The organism is Streptomyces sp. NPDC055400 (assembly GCF_053644375.1).
Map to the genome: position 1 here is coordinate 109,168 of NZ_JBSHLM010000019.1, position 24,847 is coordinate 134,014.

Genomic DNA, 24,847 nt, shown 5'->3' on the forward strand with positions numbered 1-24,847 from the left:
GACCCGGTCCCGGCAATCAGCCCTACCCCGGGGCCGGAGGTCCCGGCGTGGGGCCCTACCCGCCGCAGCCCGCGCCCGTGCCGCCGCAGGGGTACCCGGGGCATCCGCAGGGCTGGGGCCCATACCCGCCACAGCCGCCGCACGGCGGTGGCCCGCAGCCGCCGTTCCCGCGCCCGCCCCGGCCGCCGCTGACGCGCGGGCAGCGGATCCTCAAGTGCGTCTACAACCCGTTCTACGCCGCCCAGCGGGCCTTCCGCCCCTCGCGCCCGGACGCCGTCGAGGACCTGACGGTGCGCAAGATCCAGATGTGGCGAACCGGGCTCGGCATCGCCGCCTGGCTCGTGCTGGTCATGTCGTACCAGCCGGTCGACACCGCCAAGGGCGTCGAGACCGTCGCGGGCGACAAGTTCGACCAGAGCTGGACCAGCACACTCCTCCTGGTGTGTGCCTTCCCGTTCGTGATCGCCCTGTTCGCGTTCGCCGCGCAGGGTGCGCTGCGCAGGCTCTACCTGCGTCGGTCCCTGAAGTCCTTCGGAGCGGTGGCGGCTCTGATGGGGTCCATGGCCACGTTCCCCCTCGCCGTCGCGCCCGACCCGGCGACCGCCGGCTTCCGTGACGCCATCGGGATCCCCGGCATGGTCGTTCTCATCACCCTGTGCGCGTGGTCGGTGGGCTTCGCCCTGTACGGGATCGCGCTCTGCCTCATGCACGTGTTCCGCACCGCCGACATCCACGAGGTGCTGCCGCCGATCCTCGCCACCTTGCTGGTGTGGGTGATGGCCGCCCTCGACGTGATCAGCAACGCGAACGCCGAGGTTCCCGTCGTTGCCCGGATCGTGTTCCTGCTCGGCGCCCCGGTGTCGGTGACGGTGTTGTCGTTCTGGGAGCTGTACCGGCTGCGGAAGTACCACAACCTGACGGTGCGACAGGCCCTCGGCCGCTAGATCATCTCCGCGTCGCTTACGCCGTCCTGTCCAACGACCGGGGAGCGGACACGGAGGACGGCGTTCCCGGCCGTTCGAGACGGGTCCGGCGAAGGGCGGCAGCCTCGGTCGTCGCGCCCTGGCGGCGGCGCTGGACGCGGGCCGCCTCGACGCGGTCGGCGCGTCGTCTGGCACCGTCTCGGGTTCGGGGAACGCTCGACGGCTGAGCTCACGCATCGCGGTGGTCTGCCGCTCGACTGCCTCCGCGATGGCCTGGTCCACCCGGGACGGCGGCGCGGCGGGACGGCGGTCCAGGGAAACGGAACGGCAGTGATGCCGTTACCGCGCCCTGGGCCGACCGCACAGAGACAGGGTGGCGAAGTGGTGTGGGCGTGGGCGGTTCCCACCGAGATGCCGAAGCCGGCCGCGATCTCGGGGCGGTCGAAGCCATTGACGCCGGCTTCGACCGCTCCACGAGAGTTGCGGACACGCCCGGGCTGCCACAAGCGGCCCCGGCCGCCTGCGCTGTCTGCGGCTCGTCGGTGTGTGCCGAGGCTGCGCGGTTCTCGGCGCAGCCCGGCACACCGAGCCCGACGGCCGGGTGAGCTGGCCGGGCGCTGTGCGGTCTGTCAGCCCATGTCCGTCAGGAGGGCGGTCAGTTCGTTCTCCTGCTGCGCAGGCGGCATCGGCGGGTTCGAGTGATCGATGCCGAAGGTTCCCAGCACCTTGTCCATCTGGGCGTCGATGGAGGTCCAGCCGGTCTGGTCCAGCGGCTGCAGCGATGCCTGGTCGGCGTCCCACAGGTCACGCAGCGACTGCGCGGCCGCGTGCGCTCCCTTCGCGTTCCCCGAGCGGGCGTCCTTGAGGGAGGTGGAGGCGAGGGACTTCAGCGCGGCGACCTTGGCGGGCGGGAACTTCTTCACCGCCTGGCCGGGGGCCATCTGGACGGCGGAGGTGTTGTCCTCCTCCGCCGCCGGGCCGACGTGCGGCTGGCCGTGGGCCCAGACCAGCAGCCCCGCCGTGGCGACCGCCAGCAGGCCGAAGCCGGCCAGCGCGACGCGCTCCTTGCGCGGGTCGCCGGTGGCGTGTGCGGCGTGGGTCGCCTCGAAGGTCTCGGTCACGTCCGAGCGCGTCACCGTCAGGTAGACCACGGTCGCCAGGATCAGGCCGAGGAAGATCAGGCTCGTGGTGAAGGTGCCCAGGTCGAGGCCGGTCGGCTCGCCCGGCTGAGCGACCTTCGGGGAGGCGAGCCAGTCACCGATGTTCGCGCCCAGCGGGCGGGTCAGGATGTAAGCGAGCCAGAAGGACAGCACCGGGTTCGCGCCGAAGCGCCACATGGCCGTGATCGCCGCGATGAGGCCGAGCGGCAGCAGGACCGAGGCGCCCGGGCTCCAGCCGGTCAGCTCCAGCGTCCAGTCGCCGGACGCGGTGCCGAGCGCGAAGGTGACCAGGACGGCGAGCCAGTAGAACGACTCCCGCGGCAGCGTGGTGACCGAGTGGATCGACAGCGTGCGCTCACGCACCCACCAGACGCCGAAGACGACCGCGAGCAGCACGGAGAAGACCGCGGAACTGATCCACAGCGGCACATTCAGCTGGTCGGTGAGGATGTCGGTGTACAGGGTGCCCGTGACGCTGACAACGACTACGGTCAGCCAGTACGGAAACGGGACGTACCGCTTCAGCCGCAGCTGGACGGCCAGGACCACCACGAACACCCCGGTGAAGATCCAGGCCGTGTTCACCAGGCCGACGCCCAGCTTCATGTTGATCCAGTCGGCGAAGCTCTCCCCCACGGTGGTGCACAGGATCTTGATCACCCAGAACCAGAGGGTGACCTCGGGGACCTTGTTGAGCATGAGGCGCCCGCTGCGCGTGCGCGCTTCCGTTGTCGTTGTCATGCAGGGAGGTTTACGCGGGGAACCTGCAAGCAACCTGACTACGTCACCGCACGCGCGGCCGGAAGCGTCATCTCGACGTGACCGCGGCCGTCCGCGATCGCGCGGACCTCCACACCGGCCGAGGCGGCGATGCGCCGCACCACCGGCAGCCCCAGCCCGTATCCATCGCCGCCGGTCACACCCGCTTCGAAGACCCGGTCGATGTCTGCGGGATCGAACCCCGGGCCGTCGTCCAGGACATCGACCACGATCGCCTCGCCCTGGTTGCGCGCGGTGATCCAGACACGGGACTTCGCATGCCGCAGGCCGTTCTCCAGCAGGGGTGACAGCAGCGACACGGCGACGTCGGGCGCCATGGCAACCTCGGCCTTCACGGGAAAGGCGACCTCGACCGCGCGGCCAGCGATCGCCTGCAACGCGGCGGAGCGGAGATCGCACCGGGTACCAGCGTCTGTCCGTGCACGCGCGGCGCGCAGAATCGTCGTGATCGCCGCATTGAGGCGGTCCACCTCGCTCAGCACCGCCTCGGGCGCCACCGGCTCGCCGGACAGCTGCGCCAGCTGCGCCTCGGCCCGCAGGACCGTGAGCGGTGTCCGCAGTTCGTGGGCGATCTCGTCGGTGAGCCGGCGCTCGTCCGCCAGCGCGTTGTCGACGCGCTCCAGGAGGTTGTCCAGGGTCCGCCCCAGTTCCCCGAACTCGTCGCGGGGGACTCCGAGGTTGAAGCGGCGCCCGGGTTCGTGATGGCCCCAGTCGTCGGCGAGGGCGGCCATCTCCTGCACGACCCGCAGCGCGCGGCGCACTGCGAGGTGTGCGACACCACCGGCCAGGAGGATTGCGAGGCCGCCCAGGATCAGCGACAAGGTCAGACTGTGCTGCTCGGATGTCTCATAGGGCGTGAGGTCCACCCGGACGATCACCATGACGTGGTGGCCGTCGATCGGGACCTGCCGCGCGTACAGGAGGTAGTTGTCGACGGCGGCGGTTTGCGATCGCCGTGAGCCTGCGAGCGCCTCGACGCGCCCGACCATGCTTGCCGGTACGTTCCCGTCGATCAGGCGGCCGTCGGCATACACCCAGGCGACCTCGTCCAGCGCCTCGCTGCTGTTCTCCGTCAGTACGACACGGCCGCCCACAGTGGTGACGTTCGCCGCGACCGCCTCGGCGCGGGTACGCGCCAGATCGTGCGCGTCGGCGTCCGTGACCCCGCTCAGCAGCACGTGCGAGAGCACGACCAGTATCGCGACCACGGCGGTGGCGATCAGCACAGTGAGCGCGACGGCCCTCCTGCGGAATCCCGTCACTGCCATCGGTAGCCCACGCCGCGGACGGTCGCCAGACGCTCGGCCACACCCAGCGGACCGAGCTTGGTCCGCAGCCGGCGCACGAAGGAGTCGAGGGTGTTGTCGCTGACCTGCGCTCCGTGTGGCCAGCCGGCAGCGATGAGGGCGTGGCGGCGTACCGCGTCGCCCTGGGAGGCGATCAGGCGGCCCAGTAGCCGGAACTCGGTCGGGGTCAGGCTCTGGCTCACCGAGTCGTGGGTCACCACGTGCTTCGCCGGATCGAGGACGACCTCGCGCGGTGAGGGTGACACGGTGGCCCGGCGCAGCAGCGCTCGGACGCGGACCAGCAGTTCCGGGATGTCGAAGGGTTTGGTCATGTAGTCGTCGGCGCCGGCCTCGAAGCCGCCCACCTTGTGATGCAGGCCGTCCAAGGCGGTGAGCATCAACACCGGTGCGTCGACGCCGCGAGCCCGCAGGGCCAGGCAGACGTCGCGGCCGTCGGCGTCCGGGAGTCCGAGATCCAGGACGACCAGATGGGGCGCCGGTGCGAGCTGCCGCAGCAGGCTGTCGGCCGTGGCGGCGACGGAGATGGTGTGTCCGTCGTGCTCCAGGGCGCGCTTGAGGACGCCGCGGACCGCCGCGTCGTCTTCGCACACCATGATGAAAGCCACGTGCTGACCCTAGATACTTCCGTCCCGGTTCTCCATCTGCCCTGATCAGCCGCCTGACGGTCGGGACCGGGCCAGTCCCTTTGGCTGGTTTCGCGGCGGCCAGCCTGCTCTGCGGCGACCGGCGCCTTCCCCCTCTCCTCCCCCATGCCCGCGGTGGTCCTGGGCCGCGTCCTGCAGGGCGATTTCGGCGCGCTCGTGACGGCGGCGCTCGCCATGGTGGCCACCGGTTTCACCGGACCGAGGGAACGCGTCAGGACTTTCGGGGTCTACGCCGCGGTCAGCGTCGGCGGTCCGGTGCTGGGGCTGCTCACGGGCGTGTCCCTGCCCGCGTGCCCGATTCTGGGCTTCAACCTGATCTTCGCTCTGGTCGCCCTGATGGCGTCCACGTACCGCCGTACGACGCCCCGGTGGACCGCACCGACACCAACGCCAACGCCGGTACCCCCTTCGACCGGCCTGCCCGGCTCCCTCGGGCCAGCCGCCCTCACCCACCCGGGCCCAGTGGTGGACCGACGGGGCGACCAGCGGGTGGTCGGCGCGCTCGCTATCGGCCTCGTCCTGCTCGCGGCCTTCCTGTGCTGGCAGAGCCCGACATCGAGCCCGCTACTGTCGCCGTACGTCCTTATGGACCGCAGCCTCCTCGGTAACTTCCTGACCATGGCCCTCACTGGCGTCGGCATCCTCTGCAAGCCCGAGTCCTCCCTGGCTGACGGGTTTGGTGATGGCCACGTGCCTGATCGCGGTCGGGTGTCGAAACATGGGGATTCCAGCTGCTTTGTGCGGAACCACCGCATGGCGGTTCGTCAGCGCGCGCAGAGCGGCGGGACCGGACCGACGGAGCGTCGGGGCCCCCGGCGTACGACTCGGTTCGCCGCCGTCTTTTGCAGCAGCCCGTAGGCGAGGACCGGCAGGAGCAGGTGCGGTCTGTCGGGCAGCGTGGCGGTGATCAGGACGGCGCTCGCACTGCTGTTGTTCATGCCGCAGGCGAGCGTGAGTGACGACGCCGCGGGGGTGTCCAGCTTCAGCAGGCGCGCGGCGCCGCCGCCGACCGCGAACGACAGCACGCAGACCAGCGTCGCCACGGCCAACGCGGCGACGAGCAGCAGCGGACGCGGGTGGGACAAGAACGAGCCCAGGGCGCCACTGGCGTTGATGTAGGTCAGGACAAGCGAGCCGGCCAGGGCGACCGGTGCGACGACGCCGAGTACGCGGCCCAACCACGGCGCGGGCAGTGCCAGGCGGCACAGAATGCCGGCCGCACACGGCAGGACCACGCCGACCAGAGCGAATCCGCCGTGGGTGGTGTGCGCGGCCTGGGCGAGCGTGCCCGCGTAACCTCCGCTGAGCAGCGGCAGCAGGGCGCTGATGATCAGCGGGATGGTGAGCGGGCTGAGGAGGGTGGAGGCGAGGACGAGTCCCACCATGGTCGGCTGGTCGCCATCGCCCTTGCCGGTCCATACGGTGGCTCCGGCGGCGACGGGCATGGCCACGATGAGGATCATCGCGGTGACCAGGCCGCTGCCGCCGTCAGTATCGGGGGTTTGGCGCAGCAGGAACGCGACGGCGGGGATGGTCAGCAAAGGGATCGCCAGGTGTAGGACAAGCCCGGCCAACAGGGCGATCGGGCGTCGCAGCAGGGTGCCCAGGGCGCGTATGGGCACCTGCAGTCCGGCCGAGAAGAGCACCAGGGAGAGCAGGAGCGGTGCGGTGGCCACGGGCAGGTTGCCTGCCTCGCCGAGCCGCAGCGAGTGGGCCTGGCGCAGCCACAGCCCGGGCCCGGGCAGGAGCAGGGCGGCGGCGTAGGTCAGGACGACCGCGCGGCCGAGCCTGCCTCGCAGCCAGCTCATCGCCCGCTCAGTCGACGGTTGGGCGGCAGTTCGGGTGCTCAAGGCAGTCTTCCTCCGTCACAAGGGGCAGGGCGGGAAGGAACCCCGGTATGCGGAGGAGCAGGGAGTTGTTGTTCATGGACTCATGCTGCGGGTGCGCGACGAGCGGTGCACCCTGTGCCGCGCGGCACTCAGGATGCATTCAGGTGTCCGGTGGCACAGTCGCTATTCATGACCTATGAAACGTCTGAGACCTCCGCGCCCCCCGAGGCGGGCGGGGCTGCCGCTGTGGCGCGGCACCGGCTGCGCTGGAACAAGGTGCCCGAGATCACTGTCTACTTCTGGGTCATCAAGGTGCTGTGCACGACGGTCGGGGAAACCGCGGCCGATCTGCTGAACGAGAGGGCGGGCCTCGGCCTGACCGGTGTGTCGGTGCTGATGAGCGCGCTACTGGCCGTGGTGCTGGTCGTGCAGTTCCGCACCAGCGCGTACCGGCCGGGCGTGTACTGGCTCGCCGTGGCCCTGATCAGCGTCCTCGGCACCCTGATCAGCGACAACCTCACCGACAACATGGGCGTGCCTCTGGAGACGAGTACGACGGTGTTCGCGATCGTTCTCGCAGTCGTCTTCGTGGTCTGGTACCGCCGGGAGCGGACACTGTCCATCCACCACATCGACACCACGAGCCGTGAGTCGTACTACTGGCTCGCGGTGCTGTTGACCTTCGCCCTCGGCACCGCCGCTGGTGACCTTGTCTCCGAGCGCATGGACCTCGGCTACTGGCTGTCCGCCGTCCTGTTCGCGGCGACCATCGCCGCGGTGGCCAACGCCCACTTCGCGCTGGGCCTGGACGCGGTGTGGAGCTTCTGGATTGCCTACATCCTCACCCGCCCGCTCGGCGCCTCGATCGGCGACTACCTCTCCCAGTCGACCGGAGACGGCGGCCTGGGCCTGGGCGCCGTGATCACCAGCGCTCTGTTCCTGGCGGTCATCCTCGGCCTGATCGTGTACCTGGGCGTGACGCGCAAGGACGTCGCCGATCCGGAGAGTGCCGCCCGACACGCGGCCTGACCCGCCTAACGGTCCGCATTCAGGAGGTTTTCAGGCTCTTCGTGGAAAGGAGAATCGGAGTTGGAGAAACCGGAGGTCCTCACCGACCTCGGCGTGGCAAGCACCTCGAATACGCCCAAGTCGGTGATGAAGAAGCTGCCCGCGGTCACGCCGGCGTACTGGATCATGAAGATCGCCGCGACGACCCTGGGTGAGACGGGGGCGACCTCTTCGCGCAGACCCTGAGGCTGGGCTACTTCCTCACCACGATCGCACTGTTCCTGATCTTCGTGGTGCCACTGGTTGTCCAGCTGCACTCCTCCTCCCGCTACAACCCGTTCTCTACTGGACCGTGATCCTCGCGACCAGCATGACCGGCACCACGATGTCCGACTTCATGAACCGCGACGCCAGCGCCAAGTCCCACGCGGGCGGCGCGAGCAAACTGGACTGGGTGCGTCAGCGGGTGGTCACCTTCGTAGCCCCCCGGGTGTCCTTGCGCATGTCGATGAGCGAGGTCACTTTGACACCGGGGCCGTAGGTCAACTGCGGGGTGTCGATGGGGCGTTGGACGCTGACGATCTGAACGCTGTGGCGGCGGGCGAGTGCGCCGGCGAGGTTGGCGGTGGCCCGGATGGTGCCGCCAATGCCATAGGCGTTGTTGATCAGGAAGGCAATCTTCATGGCCCCTCAAGGGAGTATGTGGTGGTCGATCCCGCCCCGGAGCGGTGCGGCTCTTCGTTGCGCGCAGGCGGTGGGTGGGCAGAGCGATGCCTGCTGCGTGAGGGCAGGAGGCATCGCCATCACGCGTGGCCTGCCCGGGGGGATGAGTGCGGTGTAGGTGAGGTGCGGTGGAGGGTCAGAACCTGGTGGGCGGGGCGGTCTTCCGTTCGAGTGGGGCGAGGGCTGCGATGAGGAAGGTCAGGCAGGCGGTGGCCAGGAGCCACCCGGTGAGGACGTCGCTCATCCAGTGCACGCCCAGGTAGATACGGGTGAGGGCGACGCAGACGGCCCAGGCCACGGCAACGGTGCGCAGGCAGCGGATCAAGGTGCGGTGCACGCTGTGGGCCAGGGCCCAGCACACCAGTCCGGCGGTGATGGCGGAGGTGGTGGTGTGCCCGGAGGGCATGGAGAAGCCTGAGGCGTGGGTGGCCCAGTCGGACTGCGGGGGCCGGGGGCGGGCGATGAGGGTCATCAGGGCCACCCGAATCCCCTGGCCGGCCAGCAGGATGCCCAGGCCGGCCCCGCCGCGAATCAGCCGGGTGCGCCAGGTGGCGCCGGTCAGCGCTCCGGCTAGGAAGGTGATCAGGTATGGCCACAGGGAGGTGCCGGTGTCCGTGACGGCACGGGCAATCGATTGTGCGGCGGGCGGCCGGTGTTCGAGGGACCAGGTGTGCAGGGCTGCGTCGCCGGCGACGAGTCCGCCATTGGAGATCAGCACTGCCGAGATCAGGAACGCGAGCAGCAGGGTGGCGATGCCGCCCGTCCACAGCAGTACCGGGCGTTGCCGCATCCGGCGTCCGGCGGCGTCGGGGGTCGCGCTGGGGAGCGGGTTCACTTGACCCACACTCGGCGCAATGTCGGGCCGCTGCTGCGTAGCCAGGCGGCGGACCTGGGCATGCGCATGACGGGGGCGCGGGCCGTGATGACACGGGATGTGGTGCTCGCAGTCCGCCTCCGCCGTGGGAGGCGGAGGGCCGCGGGGTCACGGCTTCGGTTCCTGCGGCTGCGCAGGATTTCCAGGACGAGCGGGCTGAGTGAGATGGCGGCGATCAGGGCAACCAGGGGCACCAGGTAGCGGTCCATGCTGGGGGCGGAGGAACCGAGTGCGTAACCGGCCAGCACCAGGCCGACGGTCCACACGACCCCGCCGACGAACTGCCAGGGCACGAAAGTGCGCGCCGGGACGTCCAGGGCACCGGACAGCGGGTTGAGGACGGTGCGCACGACCGGGACGACGCGGGCAAGCACCATTGCCTTGGCGTGTCCGTAGCGGGCAAGGAGTTCTTCGGCGCGTTGTGCGCCTTCCTGCAGGCGCCGTGATCGGCTGCGCGCGAGCCGGGCGCGGCCGCCCCGTCGGCCGATCCAGTAGCTGGCCTGGGCGCCGAGCAGTGCACCGACGACGGAAGCGACCAGGACCTGTGGAACCGAGAGATGGACGCCGCTGCTGCTCGAGATGCACAGGAGTCCCGCGGTGAGCAGCAGGGAGTCTCCGGGCAGGAAGAACCCGATCAAGAGACCGGTCTCCGCGAAGAGGACGAAGGCGACCCCCAGTGCGCCAAAGGCGGCCAGCAGAGAGCCGGCGTCCAGGATGTTCACTGCGAGCGGCTGTGATGTGGCGAGAGTGCACACATCCGGGCACAGAAACACGATGGGTCCTTCCATAGGGGATGCGCACCGAGGCGGTGTAGGAGCGCATCGTCAGTGCACTGCACGCACATGCCTGCGATATGCGCGCTCGGCCACGACGCTGTCCTCGCAGGCAACGCGTCAGGACGTACGGATCACGGTTCGCGACGACGGTCCTGGGGTGCTCAGGTCGTTCGTGCCGCACTCAGTGCTGGTCATGCGGCTGACCTGGTCGGTGGGCGGCCGGAGGCGTGGCACGTCGCCGTCTTCGACGACGGGGGCGGTATCCGTCGTCGAAGTGCCTGGCTGACCCCTGGGGACCGCCCGGACCGTCGTGCTCGATGGTTCAGGCTGGTGTCCTGGCCGGAGAGGTGTCCTGGCCGGAGAGATGTCTTGCGGGTGAGCGAAAGGCAGACAACCAGGCCGAGGATGACCGCGAGGAAGAGCACGCTGGTGACTACGGTGCCCAGACCCAGGCCGCCGACACCGGTGGGCTGGGAGAGGTAATCGCCCATCGACGCGCCCAGCGGACGGGTGAGGACATAGGCGGTCCAAAAGCTCCACACCGCGTTGAGGCCGAGCGCGAAGTAGGCGACAGCCACGGCAGCGATGACCGCGGCGAAGACCACGATCGAGGTCAAGTAGCCCAGGGCCATGCGTTCGGCGACGAGGTCGCCGGCCGCCGTGCCCAAAGCGAAGGTGAACAAGACCGCGAGCCAGTAGGAGGCTTCACGGGTGGTGGTGTCGATGCTGTGGATGGACAGCGTCGTCTCGCGTCCGTACCAGATGAGGAAGACGGCCACGAGGAGCACGGCGAACACAACCGTGCTCAACTCCAGGGGAACACCCATGGTGGCGGTGAGGTTGTCGCTTATCAAGGTGCCGACGATGCTGATGAGCGCGACCGCGAGCCAGTAGACGGCCGGGCGGTAGGCGCGGGTGCGGAACTGGACGACCAGCACCAGCGCCAGCAGGCCGCTCATCAGCACGGAGACGCCGGTCAGCCCCAGCCCGGCCTTTTCTGCCAGCATGTCTGCCGCGGTCTCCCCCACAGTCGTGCAGAGGATCTTGATGCCCCAGAAGCAGACGGTGATCTCGGGGACCTTGTTCCAACGGGCCCTGGAGTCGCCGCCAGAGGCGTGCCGGGGTACGGCGAAAGACGCCGTTTGCGAGGAGCCCTGTGTCATACCGTGAGCGTGCCAGCGACAACCTGAACACATCCTGACTGCCGGGCCTGTCGCCCTGTAGGCGCCTGGCCGCTTGTCCAGGATGAGGCGATGGACCTGTCTTCTGGCGTGCGTCAAGTGGTCGCGCGTAGCGCCCACGGCGCACGCAATGCACATCAACTCCGCGTCCGATTTGCCCATGAAGCGTCACCTACCTACGGGTTCGTTGAGAAACCTCCGTGATATGCGTCGCCGGGAAGCCGCAAGGGTACCTATCTCTGCGCATCTGGGACGAAGTGGGCGGCTTGGTGCCGTGGGCACGGCAGGACGGGAGCGGCCCCGGGATGCGGAGAGCACGAAGGGGACAGGAATGGCTCGTTGGCGACCGCTGCCCGCGGAACTGAACGATGACACGCGCCTGTTGGTGGAACGCCTGCGCGGGCTCAAGGACCGGACCGGCCTGACCTTGGTCGAGTTGGCCGAGCGCACTGCTTACAGCAAGTCCGCCTGGCACAGGTATCTCAACGGGGCCAAGTTCCCGCCGCGACAGGCGGTGGAGGCGCTGGGGCGGGAGGCGGGAGCGGATGCCGCGCGGCTGCTTGTCCTGTGGGGCGCGGCACACGCTCGTCATGACCGGTCCGTGCAGGAGGCGGCGTCGCCGGCCGCGGTTGCGCCGGCCGTGACCGTGACCCCGCCCGCGGCGCCCCGCCGCCGGCGGCGCGCGACCGTGACGCTACTTGCCGCCGCGTGCGTGCTGCTCGGGGGCGCCGCCTTCGCCGCCTGCTCCCTCGTCTCCCTCCGGCTCGCCGTCGGCGGGGCTTCGAACTCGGGGGCCGGCCGGGGCGATCTCTGTCGGGGCGAGTCCTGCCAGGGCCGCCCCCCGCATCCCTCGCGATGTGCTCAGGACGCCCGGACCGAGAGCAGTGTGGCGAGTGGCGGGTATGTGGTTCGGTTGCGATACAGCCCGGCGTGCTCGACGGTCTGGGCCGAGGTGCAGGCTCCCCGGGGCCGCCCGGCCCGCGAGGTGTCCATCGAGGCCGGGCCCTACGAGCGCCTCACGTCGCATCCGGACCCGGAAGCGGATCCTGCCCCGGCAGCGGACGGAGAGTTCAGTCCGATGCTGGCCGCGTCGACCCGCTGGCCCGGAGAGGCGTGCGCGGTGGCCGAGGCGAAGCTGGTGTGCACCAGCGAGGACGGATCCGAGGTGACGTCCGCATCGGCTCCGTGAGGGTGCGCGTCCCCGGCCCGTTCCCCGGATCCGGGGCTGGGGGCCGCGTCAGCTCCAGCGTTGTGCGGGGGAATTCCCAATGCGTCCCGGGCCCCTGGGAACGGGAGTCACGGCGGGAGACGCCGGACATCACTGAAGACGCCGACACCGATCCGACGGGGCCGGCAGCCGGGCACAGTACCGCATTCAGGAACTGCGGACCGTGTGTGGCGCACCGCTCAACACCCGTCCTCAAGGAGAACCCATGAACCTGCGCCCGGTGCGGTACGGCATCGTCGCCGCGCTCGCCTCCCTCGCCCTCACGCCGACCCTCGCGCTGGCCGGCGCCGTCCCGGCTCCGCGGTCACAGCAGGCGCCCGCGTGGATCACCAGCTGCGCCCGGCACGCGGCGCCGCCGAGTACGACGCACAACGCCCACAAGACGCACAAGACTCACAAGCCGAACAAGTTCCGTCACAGCAGCCTGGGTCGTGTCACGACGCGCACCGGGCACCTCAACGTCCGCTCCGGCGCCGGCACCGGCTACCGCGTGATCGGTTCGCTGCACCGCGGCGCCTCAGTGTGGCTTGCCTACAAGACGCACGGCACCCAGGTCCACGGCAACCGACTCTGGTACGAGCTCGCCGACCACAAGGGCTACGTCTCGGCCCGTTACGTCCGCAACCTCGGCATCGTTCCGGCGAGGTAGGGCAGCGGGCGCGGACCCACGCCGACTTCCATGGCAAGGGGTGCGGCCTGGCCTCGCCCCTGCTCCCTGCGCGCTCCGTCACCGGCGGAGCGCGCTCCCAAGTACCCCACTCCGGCAGCCAGTGGGCCGACCGGACCGTCCTACGCGAACAAACCGAGAGGTGGCCGACATGGCCAGGTTCACCCCCCAACCGCCCACCCGCAGGGACGCGCTCGGGCTCGCAGCCCTCGCGGCCCTGGGCGGCAAGTTCCCGGCCGCGGCGGCGCAGGTCGAGACGACGGGAACCCGGCAGGACACACCCGATCTCGCCGCACCGGGAACCTCATGGCTCACCGGTCTCCGGCTTCGCCACTGCACCGTGCTGCAGTCCTTCGCCTTCGACGAGGCGCACGGTTGCCTGTATGCGTTGCAGGTCATGCAGGGCGGCATCAGGCTGCCCGGCGAGAGCCGCCCGCATACCCATGCCGAACGGGCACGCCGCGGAGACCTCTGCCTCAACCGGCTCAGCCTGCGCGGTGCCCTGACCGGCTACATGTTCCTCAAGGGCTTCGGCCACGGCGGGGCGATGGGCGTCGAGGAGCACCCGCGGGGCAGCAGGCTGTGGGCGGAGTGGGACGCCCATCCCGATTCCGGTTACGGCCGCGGCATCTGCCGGTTCCGGTTCGCCAATGGACACATCCTCACCCGCGCCGGCGCCGGCCTCGCCGCCTACCGCCCCGTGCCGGGCTCCACCAGCAACTGCGCCGCCCTCGATCAGGGCAGTCGCAGAATCCTGCTGCGCTACAAGGTCGAAGGTGCCCCACGCTTCGCGGTGTACGACCTCGCCCGCTTCGCTGCCTGGGACTTCCGCCCGCTCGCCGACCTCGCCCAGCCCGACGCCCACCTCGGCCTGCCGTTCCAGGGCATGGCGCTGGACGGCGATACTGTCTACCAACTCATGGGCAGCGGCTACGGTCCCGGCAATCCCGTGACGTCCGACGGCAACACCCGCCTCGCCAGGGTCAACTGGCGCACCGGGACGCCGTACCAGGACTTCCCTGACCGTACAGCGCCGCACCTCGCCCCGCGTGAGCCGGAAGGACTTGCCGTACGCCGCAGCGACCGGCGGCTCTACCTCGGATTCGCCGAGGGGGCACCGGGCGTCAGGCGATTCTCCCTCTATTCAAAGAGGTTGGACTGAATACCTTTTGTCGTTCCGGTCGTATCCACGTGGCGCCACACGTGACCCCCATTGCCCGGAATCCTATTTGGGGACGGCCGCAACCAAGCCCTGCAACCTGTCGCGGGAGTCGGCCCGTGCAGGTACGAGCACGCGATCCGCAGCATGCAGGAGAGCAGCGGTGGCGGCTGCGGAAGCGCTGGGGGTGGTCCCAGTTCAGGGGTGACGCCCTCTGGTCACAGTGGTCGGGCCGCGCGGCAGTCTGTCTGCGCCGGTCTTCGACGTATTGAACCAGGTGTTCCGTAGTCGGGCTCGGCGCGAACACCCCGCTTTCCAGCCAGCTGGCCGAAAGAGGTGCGGACAGGGCGTGGTAACGACACCTACAACCGCCTAGCGGCGGTGACGATTGAGTGTTCCCCAGGAGGTGATCTCAGGTGACCGTGACATGGACGATGGGGGACATGGTCTTGCCGTGTGCCACACGCAGCTGCTCGGCGCCCTTGGTGCTGAGCTTGACGTGCACGCTGTAGGCCCCCGAGCTTCTTGACCGTGGTGCCGGCGCGGAGAGGGGTCCACTTGCCGCTGCTGTTGAGGTGGCGGCGGACTTGATGGTGGTCACCTTGCCGGTGATAGTGACGCTCGAACCGGCCTTGACCGAGGTGTGGTTGGCGTGAGCGGTGATGGACGTGGCCGGTGCCGTGGCAGCGACCGTTGCAGCGTGTACGGCTGGTGTGGAGACCGGGCCGGCAATCGCGACGCCGACCCCGCCTGCGAGCATGGCCGCGCATACGGCGCCGATGGCGGCTGTCTGCATCCGCGGACCTTTCCCGCTCTTCTTCGTGAGTGTCACGTTCATGAGTGTTCACCTCGCACTGGGTGCCTTGCTGATGCCCCCATCGTGCGAAACCGTTGGTGAGGCGACCGTGTACGCCGGATGTGAGCATTGACATGTTCGGCCGGCCCGTCCGGCTCTTCGGGCTTCACTGGTGCCACGCGCTATGAGGGGAAGGTCAGATTGGCGCGATGACCTCACCTGGCAGTCTGCCTCCGGCGCCCGACGAGCGGTATACAGCACCGGCACCGCCGCGCCCGGTCGTCAGGCTCCACCGTGGCGGAGGCGCCAGCCCGCCCACGCCGAGGCGATCATCTCGTCGACATCGTGCCGCGCGGACCACCCCAGTTCCTTGACGATCAGGTCCGCGGAGGCGACGACCCGCGCGGGGTCGCCGGGGCGGCGGGGCTCGGTCTTCGGGAGAAGTCCGGCGCGGCCGGTGTGGGCGCGGATGCGGTCGACCATCTCGGCGACGGAGACCCCTTCACCGCGGCCGATGTTCACGGTCAGGTCCCCCGCAGAACCGCTCGCGCAGTCCGTGGCGAGACGGCGCGCGGCGGCGAGGTGGGCGGAGGCGATGTCCTGGACGTGGATGAAGTCGCGTACGCACGTGCCGTCGGGGGTGGCGTAGTCGTCACCGAAGATCCTCGGTGACTCGCCCGCGTCCAACTTTTCGAAGACCATCGGAACCAGGTTGAAGACGCCGACGTCGGCGAGTTCGGGGGCGGCCGCCCCGGCCACGTTGAAGTAGCGCAGGCAGACCGTGTTGATGCCGTACGCCGCACCGGCCGCGCGGACCAGCCACTCACCGGCGAGCTTGGTCTCGCCGTACGGATTGATCGGCACGCAGGGAGTGTCCTCCGTGACGAGGTCCACATCCGGCATGCCGTACACCGCCGCGGATGAGGAGAAGACGAAGTGCCGGACGCCCGCCGCCGCGCAGGCGCCCAGCAGGACCTCCAAGCCCTGCACGTTCTCCCGGTAGTAGAAGAGTGGCTGCGCGACTGACTCGGGCACCTGCTTCTTCGCGGCGAGGTGGACCACACCGGTCACGCCGTGCTCCGTGATGGCCGCATCAAGCGCCGCGCGGTCCAGCGTGGAGCCCTTCACCAGCGGTATCCCCCGCGGAAGCCGCGCGGGTATGCCGGTGGAGAGGTCGTCGAAGACGACCACCCGCTCTCCGGCTTCCGCCATGGCACGCGCGACGTGCGCTCCGATGTAGCCGGCTCCGCCTGTGATCAACCACGTCGTCATGAGCGCCACCCTAACGGCGGGGAGCGACACGGTCCGAAGCCCCGTGACGTCGCTCGTCGATCTCCTGCCTTTCGCTTCCCCTTTTCTTTCCTCTCTCTCACCTGGTCTTTGTGGGGTGTTGCGTAGCGTGTTCAGGACGGTGTGCGCCGCGCGGCACACCGGTGTGTCCATCGGCATGAGCGGCCGCAGAACTTCAGCACTTGAACATTCGAGATCTCATTGCCTCTCGCAACATCACCCGTACTGGTCCCGTCTTCATCAGGAAAAGTCACTTCATGACCTTGTTCAGCATCGTCGTCACCGTCCTCAATGCGCAGGGCTACCTCCGGGAGTGTCTCGAGAGCGCTCTGAACGGGGCATCTGCTGAGACCGAGGTCGAGGTCGTCGTCGTCGACAACGCCTCGACAGACGCCAGCAGAGCCATCATCGACGAGTACGCCGAACGGGACGAGCGGGTGCGGGCCGTGCGCCTGCCGCGTCGACTGCCGGCCGGTGCCGCGCGGGCGGCCGGAGCCCAGCAGGTCGGCGGCGACTACGTGTTGTTCCTGGAGGGGCACGACTCCCTCATGCCTGATGCGCTGGTGGCGTTGGCCCGCCGCGCCGAAGACACCGGACGGCCCGACGTGATCGTCTTCGACCACGTCCGTTCGACCTGGTCCGACTCTTCGATCGGCAGCGGCGACGGGCGGTTGCTCATCGCCCCCGGCAGCGAGGTCTTCACTATCGAGGCGCAGCAGAAGATGCTGAACCTGACGCCGACGATCGCCAATCGCGTGCTGCGCACCGACTTCTACGCCGCGCACCAGGAGTTGTTCGGCCAGGACGAGTACACCGAGGTGCTCCCGGCGATCGGCTCATTGCTCGCCGCCGAACGGATCGCGGCCACCGAGGCGGTGCTGGTGCGCCGCAATGCGCGCGAGGTACCGCTGGGCGAGGAAGGACATTCCAACCTCTTCCCGCAGTACGAGGCGCTGTGGAAGCTGCTCGACTCAGGGCCCGTGATGACCCAGGCCACTCGGATCGTCTTCAGCGGCATGGTCCGCCGCTACCTGAAGGTGCTCACCCTGCCGGGGATGTCCGACCGGGACCAGGCGGAGTTCTTCCACTGCGCCTCCGCGCACTTCCTGCGCTACAAGCCCGCCGACTACCAGCGGCCCGCCAACCTCAACGGCGTGCGCCACGCCATGCTGGAGCGCGACTCCTACTCCGGCTACCGTGCATTGCAGCTCGCCAACCGCAAGCGCCGTAGCGTGCGCACCCTCGCAGCCAAGGCGAAGAAGAAGGCCGCCGAGGTGGCGAAGGAGGGGGCATACCGCGAGCAGTTGCGCCACCCGATCGAGGAGGACCTCGCCGTCTTCTCCGCTTACTGGGACCGCGGCGTCACCTGCAACCCGGGCGCGATCTCCGCCAAGCTCGGCGAACTCGCCCCGCAGATGCGCCAGGTGTGGGTGGTCCGGCGCGACGACGTGCCGCTGGTTCCGGCCGGGATCGACTACGTGGTGCCCGGCTCGCGCAGGTACTGGAGCGTGCTGGCGCGCGCCAAGTACCTGGTCAACAACGTCAACTTCCCTGACTCGGTGATCAAGCGACCGGGTCAGATCCATGTGCAGACCCACCACGGCACGCCACTGAAACGGATGGGCACCGACCAGATCCCTTACCGGGCCACCTCCCGTGGCGTGGACTACGAGGCGTTGCTGGAGCGGTGCGCCCGCTGGGACTACAGCGTCTCCGCCAACCGGCATTCCACCGAGACCTGGTCGCGTGCGTACCCAGTACCGTTCACCTCGCTCGACTACGGCTACCCGCGCAACGACCCCTACTACACCGCGACCGCCAAGGACGTGCTGCGCATCCGCGAGCGGCTCGGCATCGCGCCCGGCAAGAAGGCACTGCTGTACGCGCCGACGCACCGGGACTACGAGGCCGCCTGGACTCCGCGGCTCGACCTGGAGCGGTTGGCTAAGGCCCTCAGTGACGATTTCGTCCTGCTCGTCCGCGGCCACTACTTCTACGACCGCGGCCTCTCCCCGCTGCAGGAGCTGCACCGGCGCGAACTGATCATTGACGTCTCCAGGTACGACTCCGTCGAGGAGTTGTGCCTGGCGTCCGACGCGCTGATCACCGACTACTCCTCGGTGATGTTCGACTACGCCAACCTGGACCGCCCGATCGTGGTCTTCGCCGACGACTGGGAGACCTATTCCGCCACCCGTGGCGTCTACTTCGACCTCACCGAGCAAGCCCCCGGCGCGGTCGCCCTGAGCCAGGACGGAATCGAGCAGTTGTTCCTGAACGGCGGCTGGCGGGACGAGGCCACCGCGGCCAAGCGGGCCGAATTCCGGCGCAGGTTCTGCGAGTTCGACGACGGGCATGCCGCCGAGCGGGTCGCGCGCCACGTCTTCCTCGGGCAGGAATCTGTCCCGCCGGTCATTCCGCTCGACCAGCGCATGCCTGCCCCGACCCCCGAATCGGCCGCCGTCTCCGTACCGTCCGCATAGGTGACGCCCGTGACCAGCTTCGCCCCCGACTTCACTCACCGAGCAGTTCCCACCGGAGGATCCATGGCCAAGGCGGCCCCCGACGTCACCGTCACAGTGATCGTGTACAACGACGCCGAGCGGCTGCCGCGCGCGGTGGAGTCATTGCGCCGCCAGAGCCTGCGTAACATCGAGATCATCATCAGTGACGACCATTCCACTGACAACACCCCTGAAGTGGCACGGGCGTTGGCGGCTCAGGACGACCGCATCATCTACCACCGTCTGCCGCAGAACAGCGGTGGGTGCAGCGCCCCGCGCAACGCGGCGATGGAGATCGCCAGGGCGCCGTACCTGATGTTCCTCGACAGCGACGACACACTCCCCGAGCAGGCCTGCGAGATCCTGCTGGAGGCGCTGCGCGCCGACAGTGAAGTCGACTTCGCGATGGGTGCCGTCGAGCGGGTCCGCACCGACACCGGGACGCTTTCCTACTGGCACCCGCACCTGTTCGAACGCACACGCACGGTGCGTGGCATCCGGCACGAGCCCAGTGTGCTGTTTGAGCACCTGTCGACCAACAAGATGTACCGCCGGGAGTTCATCGACCGGCACACGCTGCGCTTCCCGCTCGGCATCCATTACGAGGACCAGCTGTTCTCAGCGCAGGCGTACTGCCTCGCCCGCGCCTTCACCATCGTCCCGGACCCGGTCTACAGCTGGTACATATCACCGTTCGAGACCGCTGACGCGCTGTCCATCTCCAACCAGCGCCACCGCATCGAGAATGTCCGCGACCGGGTCGATGTCGCGAAGCTCATCGACGACTTCCTGGTCGACAGCGGTCACCAGGAAATCAAGCCCGACAAGGACTTCAAGTTCCTCAGGCACGACCTGCGGATGTACACCGGCGACCTGCCGTACCGCACGCACGACTGGATCAAGCAGTTCAGCGACGAAGTCTCGCCGTACCTCGACAGCCTCGCCCCCGAGGCGTTCCAACGCCTGCCGCGAGACCAGCGGGTCGTCATCCAGCTGGTGCGCGAAGGGCGGTACGAGGAGGCGCAGCTAGCGGCGCGCGGCATGGACCGCGCGGCCGGACCGCGTGAGGTCACGGAGGACGCCGCAGGGCGCGTCTACTGGGGTTCAGTGATCCCTGCCGACCCGGATTCCGCCCGCGAGCTGGAGATCACCGACCTGGCCCCGCGTAGCCGGCCGTTCCGCAACGCCCTGCTGCGACACGAGATCACCCGGGTCACGCCGGCCTCCGGCTCCCGCATCACCCTGGACGTGCGCACCTACGACCCGGGAAACCAGTTGCCGATGGGCCCGGTCGTGGCAACGATCCACCTCGCGCCCGCAAGAAAACGACTCAGCGCCTCCTTCCGGCTCGACCCGGTCCACCCGGGGCTCTTCGAGGGCACCGTCACCATCGACCTCGGTGCAGTCCCGTTTCCGCTGCAAGGCTTCTCCGGGGTGCGCCATCCGGTGCTCACCATCTCCCAGCACCGCCAGCACAACACCGGCGTGCTGCTCGCCCCCCTGAACTTTCCCCGGCTGAGCAAGAAGGTCACCCATCGCCGCGGCATGGCCGAACACCACGTCACCGTCGAGCCCGAGGGCCACGGCGGCGGCCGCCTCAAGATCACATGGGAGCGCGCGGGACTGCTGGCGAAAGCGGAACCACACCTGCCAACGCTGCGCAAAGTCGCGGGTCCCGGCCTGCGCCAAGCGCGCGGTGTGATCCGCGGTCTGGTGAAATAGGAAGCCGGTCTCTTTCCGAGTGTGATCACCAGCATCAGACCCAGGCACGCTGATGACGTGCTGCTTCCCACCGTCGAACCCGTGTGAGGCGGTCGGCGCCGCTGGGACAGGGGCCTCCCGTGCTCCCGCGGCGACGCCCCCGAGCTCCGCTCCATGCGAGAGGCTGGGAGCGCGTCGTACGACGTCTCAGAAGTCGCTGCCCCGGAGCAGGACCTCGCAACCAGGGCTGGTTGCGGCCTGCCGGACCGGGGGTCCTTGAGGGAGAGTCCGCTGCCCGTGGGGTACTGGATCACCCAGCGAACGTGGTACTGCGCAGCAGCGCCAGAGAGTCAGGCGAAGGTTCGGCGCAGATGCGCCGTCAGGTGTTCCGGTACGGCCGGGTGGAAGCGTCCGGAGAGGTAGCCGTCCGGGCGGATCAGGATGGCCTCGCCGTCACGCGGCGCATAGGCGTCGCGGAACTCGCCCGCCGCGTCGCGCACCCGTGGGGGCGCAGGCCGACCGGGCGGGCGTCCTCCGGTACCTCTGCGGCGGTGACCAGATAGGCGTCGAGGAGGCCGTGGGCCGCGCGATGCGCCTCGGCGGCGCAGGCCTCGAGCCGGGCGGCGCCGTCGCCCGAGGCGTGCTCCGAGCCCGCGAACAGCAGCAGCACGTGCCGCGGGGTGCGCAGCAGGTCGAACAGCCGCCGCGGGTAGGTGGCGAGATCGCTCAACAGGCCGCGGCAGTCCGGTGCCCGGTCGCCGGGGGCAGGACAGGCCGCGGATGTGCCGTCCGCCGCCTGCGGCTGGATCAACGGGGTTGTCCGGGTAGGCGACCAGCAGCCAGGCATCAGCTCCTCTGCCATCTTCGGCAGGTTCTCGGCCTGTACGTCGACAGCACCACGATGAGGGGGATGCCGCTCCACAGCGTGGGGAGCGGGCGAGGACGACGCAAGGCTGCGGCCGCATCGTCGGAGTCTGGTCTCGCCAACACTCTCATCGGGCGTCTTCTCTTCTCTCGGTCGGTTGGCCACCGCACTGAGGAAGCACGCTCTGCCGCAGCGGGAACTTGTGCCTCCGTGTCCATGCGCCGGCGACGCGTACCGCGTGGGCTACCGGAACCGCCGGATCAGCCTGCGGGCTCGCCCCCCGGTGATGCGGCCAAGCCCACGGGCACTGTCCGCCACACGTAGCCTGAGGGCCGATCCCGGCGTCACGTGTACCTGCACGAACAGTGGGCGTCCCAGACGTAACACGGCCCGGCGGCATGCCTGCTCGGCCCCCGCGGCGCGCACCTCGGCCTGCACGGCCTCGCCCCCGGCACACCGCACTTCGGCCGTGATGCCCCAGGCCATCAGGTCCGCCGGACCGGTCAGTTCGCTGGTCCGCAGCCGCGCCTCCGCGACCCAGCCCTCTTCGACCGGGACCAACGGAACCTCGGTGACGCGATCGGCACGTGTCCCGGACTGTTCCCGAAAGACGACGCGTACGGTCTGCGGGGCGAGAGCGGCAAGCTGGCCGTACAGGTCATACACCCGCAGGGTGAGCCGGGTGACCCGACCTGTCGTCACCCGCCCGTCGATCGCTATCGGTAGTTCGCGGGGGGCCAGTTCGTCGAGTCCTTCCAGGGGAACGGACGCCGGGCCCGGCCCAAACACGGGCGTGGCGCCGTCGCTGCTGTACGGCGGCACCAGGCGCGGCGGCCGGGCCGCCAGCTCCACCAGGCGGCCGGTCTCCGCGGGCTCGGGCAGTGCCTCCACAACACGGCCGAGCCACTGGGAAGGCACGCGTGCGGCGGCGTAGCCGGCGGCGCCGAAGGTCCTGAGGTATCCACCGGTCACCTTCCACCAGTTCTCCTGATACTCCCTGGTGCGCAGTGGCAGATCTCTTGTGTACATGGCCACGTCGTAGTCGAGGAACTTGCCTTGCGCGGCGGCCACCAGATCGGAGTGTCCGGCTGTCCGCAAAACCTCCACGGCCTGCCGGTGGGCAGCCACCCGGTGCTCCCAGTTGGAGATCACCGCGCGGCGCAGGGAGATGGACAGACTCGGCGCCTGCCTGCGGACGTTCCAGACGTAGACCGGGGTGTCCACGATCGCGAGCCGCGGCTGCGCGGCGTAGAGCCGGGCGGTGAAGACGAAGTCCTCGTAGTGGAAGGCACCACTTGGAAACCTGACGTTGTGCTCGGTGAGAAAATCCCGGCGGTAGAGCTTGTTTACCGACAGGGTGTCCCACAGGAGCCCAGGCTGCTGTCCGATCCCTTCGAGTACCTGACCCGGCAGTTCAGCGCCGGCAGACCGGTCGAAGAGTTGGGGCTGCCACCCCGTGGTCCGGCCGTCGGGCAGTTCACGGCGCAGGCACTGACCCGCCACGACATCGGCGTCATGAGCGTCCGCGGCCGCCAGCAGCGCGTCGACGGCACCGGGCGGGAATGTGTCGTCGCTGTCGAGGAACATCACGTACTCGGAACGTGCGGTAGCCATGCCGTCGTTGCGCGGGGTTCCACAGCCGCCGCTGTTGCGCTCCCTTGACAGCACCCGCACCCGGTCGTCGTCGGCGAAGGCGAGCAAAGCGTCCCGGGTCCCGTCGACCGACGCGTCGTCGACGACGATGACCTCGGCCACCGTCTCTCCCTGAGCGAGCACCGAACGCACCGCGTCGGGTATGTGCTCCGCGTCGTTGTAAACGATCACCACGACACTGACGTGCCCGGTGGTCGTGCATGCTCGGCCGGACCGGTTCCGTACGGGGACCTCAGTGCCACGCGCCGTGCTGTCGCGCATCACGATGAAACCGCCGGGAGAGCTGCGAGGCTGATGTCGGTGCTGATCGCGCCGTTGGCGCCGAGGGCGTGGCGCGGCTGGAAATCGAGCTTCATGCGGACCCCGGGGTCGAGTGAATGCGAGACCTCGTGGCCGGAGAGGGCGACGTCATACGCCACCGGTCCGCGGGTACTCGCCAGGACTCCCCCAAGCCTTGCGTCGCGATGTAAGAGGAGGGCGCGAAAAAAACTAGAGCGCGGTGGGAACGCGACCGCGTGGCGTGCAGGCGTCGGAACCGGCCCGCGCAACGAGCTGCCGGCGTGGCTGTCCGTGGCGCGGGCCCAGTTGAATGCCGCCCGTCCCCGGCTCAGTTGCGGGCGCGAGCGGTCAGCGGCGGCGGGCGGTCTCCAGGAAGCGGCGCAGCCGCCTGCCCACCGGCTTCTCCACCCATCGCGCCACCGCGTGGGACAGCGCCAGCAACACCACCAGTAGCGCGATCAGCAGCGGCCACCGCGGAACGTCGTGGCGAAACGCCCGGATCGCGGTGTACCCGATCTCGTCGTGGAGCACGTACAGCGGGTACGTCATGGCGCCCGCCGTGCTGAGCCAGCGCACGTCGAGGCGGGCGAGCGGGCCGATGACACAGAGCACGAGCAGCGCCAGCAGCACGGTGAAGACCGCGACCGAGCCGAACCATGAGACGTGCCAGCCCAGGGCGTTGGAGGTCCACGTGGAGCGGCGGGCCAGCTCGTGGACCTCGACCAGCCAGGAGAAGCCGAAGACTGCCCATGTCTCGGCACGCGAACCGAAGCGATGGATGAGATACAGGCAGACGCCCATGATGAACGGCTGGCTGTACGACGGCTCGAAGACCGCGTCCCACGACGCGGAGCCAGAGAGCTCTGCCGGGATCGACACCAGCGTCCACGCCAGGCAGAACAACAGCACCCGCCGGTACGTCGCGCCGAAGAGGAGCACCACTGCGAACAGCAGGTAGAACCGTATTTCCGACCACAGCGTCCAGTACACGCCGCTGACCTCGGAAACTCCCAGAGGTCTTTCGAGCATGGTGAGGTTGACCAGAACGGCCTGGTGGGGCTTCGGCTTGTTGACGGTGGGAGACAGGGTGAGCACGGCCGTGGTGACCAGCACGCCCAGCCAGTACGCCGGATAAAGGCGCGATATGCGAGAGGCAGCAAACTGGCGCAGAGAACGCCCCCACCCCGACCAGCAGATCGCGAACCCGCTGACGGCGAAGAAGATCTCGACGCCGAGGTACCCGTACTGCGCGAGGTGGTGCGCTGTCGGGAACACCTTGGCGGTGGGCATTCCCCAGGCGCCCCGTGTGCTCCCGGCGCCGGAGGCGACGAAGTGGTAGGCGACCACCAGCAAAGCGGCGACCAGGCGAAGCCCGTCCACCGCGAACAGGCGGCGGCCGACCGAAGAAGCACACTCCGGTGGGTCGAGATAGCGGTGTAGGCGCCGGGTAATGCGGGCGGACGGTGCATGGCGGTAGTCCGCTGTACTCATACGCGAGCT

General features: G+C 69.2%; 21 protein-coding genes and 2 pseudogenes. 8 read left to right on the forward strand and 15 right to left on the reverse strand.

The window, feature by feature from the left end:
• Nucleotides 1–47: 47 nt before the first annotated feature.
• Nucleotides 48–944 (forward strand): hypothetical protein, encoded by an 897-nt coding sequence (locus tag ACWIGU_RS38340; protein ID WP_454406338.1) that lies wholly within the window; start codon nt 48–50, stop codon nt 942–944.
• Between the two features lie 608 nt (nt 945–1,552).
• Here the strand turns inward: ACWIGU_RS38340 and ACWIGU_RS38345 are convergent.
• The 3 genes from ACWIGU_RS38345 to ACWIGU_RS38355 are packed head-to-tail and all read right to left on the reverse strand — an operon-like array spanning nt 1,553 to nt 4,775.
• Nucleotides 1,553–2,824, reverse strand: coding sequence for a COG4705 family protein (locus tag ACWIGU_RS38345; RefSeq protein ID WP_454406339.1), 1,272 nt, complete (start codon nt 2,822–2,824; stop codon nt 1,553–1,555).
• A 38-nt stretch (nt 2,825–2,862) separates the two neighbouring features.
• Nucleotides 2,863–4,131, reverse strand: coding sequence for a sensor histidine kinase (locus ACWIGU_RS38350; protein ID WP_454406340.1), 1,269 nt, complete (start codon nt 4,129–4,131; stop codon nt 2,863–2,865).
• A complete protein-coding gene (locus ACWIGU_RS38355) occupies nt 4,122–4,775 on the reverse strand; it encodes a response regulator transcription factor (RefSeq protein ID WP_266567746.1) in 654 nt (217 codons plus the stop codon). Before ACWIGU_RS38355 ends, ACWIGU_RS38350 begins: the two co-directional genes overlap by 10 nt.
• A 144-nt stretch (nt 4,776–4,919) precedes the next feature.
• Between ACWIGU_RS38355 and ACWIGU_RS38360 the strand changes: the two genes are divergently transcribed.
• Entirely contained in the window at nt 4,920–5,672 is a 753-nt protein-coding gene (locus ACWIGU_RS38360; protein ID WP_454406341.1) for a hypothetical protein, read from the forward strand.
• Here the strand turns inward: ACWIGU_RS38360 and ACWIGU_RS38365 are convergent.
• Nucleotides 5,579–6,622 carry a sodium-dependent transporter gene (locus ACWIGU_RS38365; RefSeq protein ID WP_454406539.1) on the reverse strand — a complete coding sequence of 348 codons (1,044 nt, stop codon included), beginning with the start codon at nt 6,620–6,622 and terminating at the stop codon, nt 5,579–5,581. The genes ACWIGU_RS38360 and ACWIGU_RS38365 overlap by 94 nt on opposite strands.
• Before the next feature lie 210 nt (nt 6,623–6,832).
• On the opposite strand from ACWIGU_RS38365, the gene ACWIGU_RS38370 reads away from it, so the two are divergent.
• On the forward strand, nt 6,833–7,672 hold the full coding sequence (locus tag ACWIGU_RS38370) for a COG4705 family protein (protein WP_454406342.1): 840 nt from the start codon (nt 6,833–6,835) through the stop codon (nt 7,670–7,672).
• 5 nt (nt 7,673–7,677) lie between these two features.
• On the opposite strand, the gene ACWIGU_RS38375 is transcribed toward ACWIGU_RS38370, so the two are convergent.
• The 5 genes and pseudogenes from ACWIGU_RS38375 to ACWIGU_RS38395 all read right to left on the reverse strand — a co-directional run.
• Nucleotides 7,678–7,968: a hypothetical protein gene (locus ACWIGU_RS38375; RefSeq protein ID WP_454406343.1), complete on the reverse strand. Its 291-nt coding sequence runs from the start codon at nt 7,966–7,968 to the stop codon at nt 7,678–7,680.
• Nucleotides 7,969–8,110: 142 nt separating this feature from the next.
• Entirely contained in the window at nt 8,111–8,335 is a 225-nt protein-coding gene (locus ACWIGU_RS38380) for a hypothetical protein (protein ID WP_454406344.1), read from the reverse strand.
• 175 nt (nt 8,336–8,510) lie between these two features.
• A complete protein-coding gene (locus ACWIGU_RS38385; protein WP_454406345.1) occupies nt 8,511–9,209 on the reverse strand; it encodes a phosphatase PAP2 family protein in 699 nt (232 codons plus the stop codon).
• Nucleotides 9,210–9,370: 161 nt separating this feature from the next.
• Nucleotides 9,371–10,036 (reverse strand): annotated as a pseudogene (locus ACWIGU_RS38390) (DedA family protein); the annotation flags it as partial.
• A gap of 341 nt (nt 10,037–10,377) precedes the next feature.
• A pseudogene (locus ACWIGU_RS38395) lies at nt 10,378–11,187 on the reverse strand (COG4705 family protein); the annotation flags it as partial.
• 349 nt (nt 11,188–11,536) lie between these two features.
• Between ACWIGU_RS38395 and ACWIGU_RS38400 the strand changes: the two are divergent.
• The 3 genes from ACWIGU_RS38400 (at nt 11,537) to ACWIGU_RS38410 (ending at nt 14,262) form a co-directional block, all read left to right on the forward strand.
• Nucleotides 11,537–12,394 carry a DUF2690 domain-containing protein gene (locus ACWIGU_RS38400; protein ID WP_454406346.1) on the forward strand — a complete coding sequence of 286 codons (858 nt, stop codon included), beginning with the start codon at nt 11,537–11,539 and terminating at the stop codon, nt 12,392–12,394.
• A gap of 244 nt (nt 12,395–12,638) precedes the next feature.
• The gene (locus ACWIGU_RS38405; RefSeq protein ID WP_454406347.1) at nt 12,639–13,082 is read left to right on the forward strand and encodes an SH3 domain-containing protein; all 444 of its coding nucleotides are present in this window, start codon (nt 12,639–12,641) and stop codon (nt 13,080–13,082) included.
• Between the two features lie 169 nt (nt 13,083–13,251).
• On the forward strand, nt 13,252–14,262 hold the full coding sequence (locus ACWIGU_RS38410) for a phage baseplate protein (protein ID WP_454406349.1): 1,011 nt from the start codon (nt 13,252–13,254) through the stop codon (nt 14,260–14,262).
• A gap of 409 nt (nt 14,263–14,671) precedes the next feature.
• On the opposite strand, the gene ACWIGU_RS38415 is transcribed toward ACWIGU_RS38410, so the two are convergent.
• Together ACWIGU_RS38415 and galE are read right to left on the reverse strand one after the other, a co-directional pair.
• Nucleotides 14,672–15,097, reverse strand: a complete 426-nt coding sequence (locus ACWIGU_RS38415) for a hypothetical protein (protein WP_454406350.1) — start codon at nt 15,095–15,097, stop codon at nt 14,672–14,674.
• Between the two features lie 240 nt (nt 15,098–15,337).
• Nucleotides 15,338–16,327, reverse strand: a complete 990-nt coding sequence (gene galE, locus ACWIGU_RS38420) for a UDP-glucose 4-epimerase GalE (protein WP_454406351.1) — start codon at nt 16,325–16,327, stop codon at nt 15,338–15,340.
• Nucleotides 16,328–16,602: 275 nt separating this feature from the next.
• On the opposite strand from galE, the gene ACWIGU_RS38425 reads away from it, so the two are divergent.
• Complete coding sequence (locus tag ACWIGU_RS38425) at nt 16,603–18,828, forward strand: bifunctional glycosyltransferase/CDP-glycerol:glycerophosphate glycerophosphotransferase (RefSeq protein WP_454406352.1); 2,226 nt, start codon at nt 16,603–16,605, stop codon at nt 18,826–18,828.
• 63 nt (nt 18,829–18,891) lie between these two features.
• Complete coding sequence (locus ACWIGU_RS38430; protein ID WP_454406540.1) at nt 18,892–20,571, forward strand: glycosyltransferase family 2 protein; 1,680 nt, start codon at nt 18,892–18,894, stop codon at nt 20,569–20,571.
• A gap of 415 nt (nt 20,572–20,986) precedes the next feature.
• Here the strand turns inward: ACWIGU_RS38430 and ACWIGU_RS38435 are convergent, their stop codons facing one another.
• The 4 genes from ACWIGU_RS38435 to ACWIGU_RS38450 form a co-directional block, all read right to left on the reverse strand.
• On the reverse strand, nt 20,987–21,412 hold the full coding sequence (locus tag ACWIGU_RS38435) for a hypothetical protein (RefSeq protein ID WP_454406354.1): 426 nt from the start codon (nt 21,410–21,412) through the stop codon (nt 20,987–20,989).
• 246 nt (nt 21,413–21,658) lie between these two features.
• Nucleotides 21,659–23,239 carry a glycosyltransferase family 2 protein gene (locus ACWIGU_RS38440; RefSeq protein WP_454406356.1) on the reverse strand — a complete coding sequence of 527 codons (1,581 nt, stop codon included), beginning with the start codon at nt 23,237–23,239 and terminating at the stop codon, nt 21,659–21,661.
• 89 nt (nt 23,240–23,328) lie between these two features.
• Nucleotides 23,329–23,487 carry a hypothetical protein gene (locus ACWIGU_RS38445; RefSeq protein WP_385879685.1) on the reverse strand — a complete coding sequence of 53 codons (159 nt, stop codon included), beginning with the start codon at nt 23,485–23,487 and terminating at the stop codon, nt 23,329–23,331.
• A 208-nt stretch (nt 23,488–23,695) separates the two neighbouring features.
• Nucleotides 23,696–24,838, reverse strand: coding sequence for an acyltransferase family protein (locus tag ACWIGU_RS38450; RefSeq protein WP_454406358.1), 1,143 nt, complete (start codon nt 24,836–24,838; stop codon nt 23,696–23,698).
• Between the last annotated feature and the right edge of the window lie 9 nt (nt 24,839–24,847).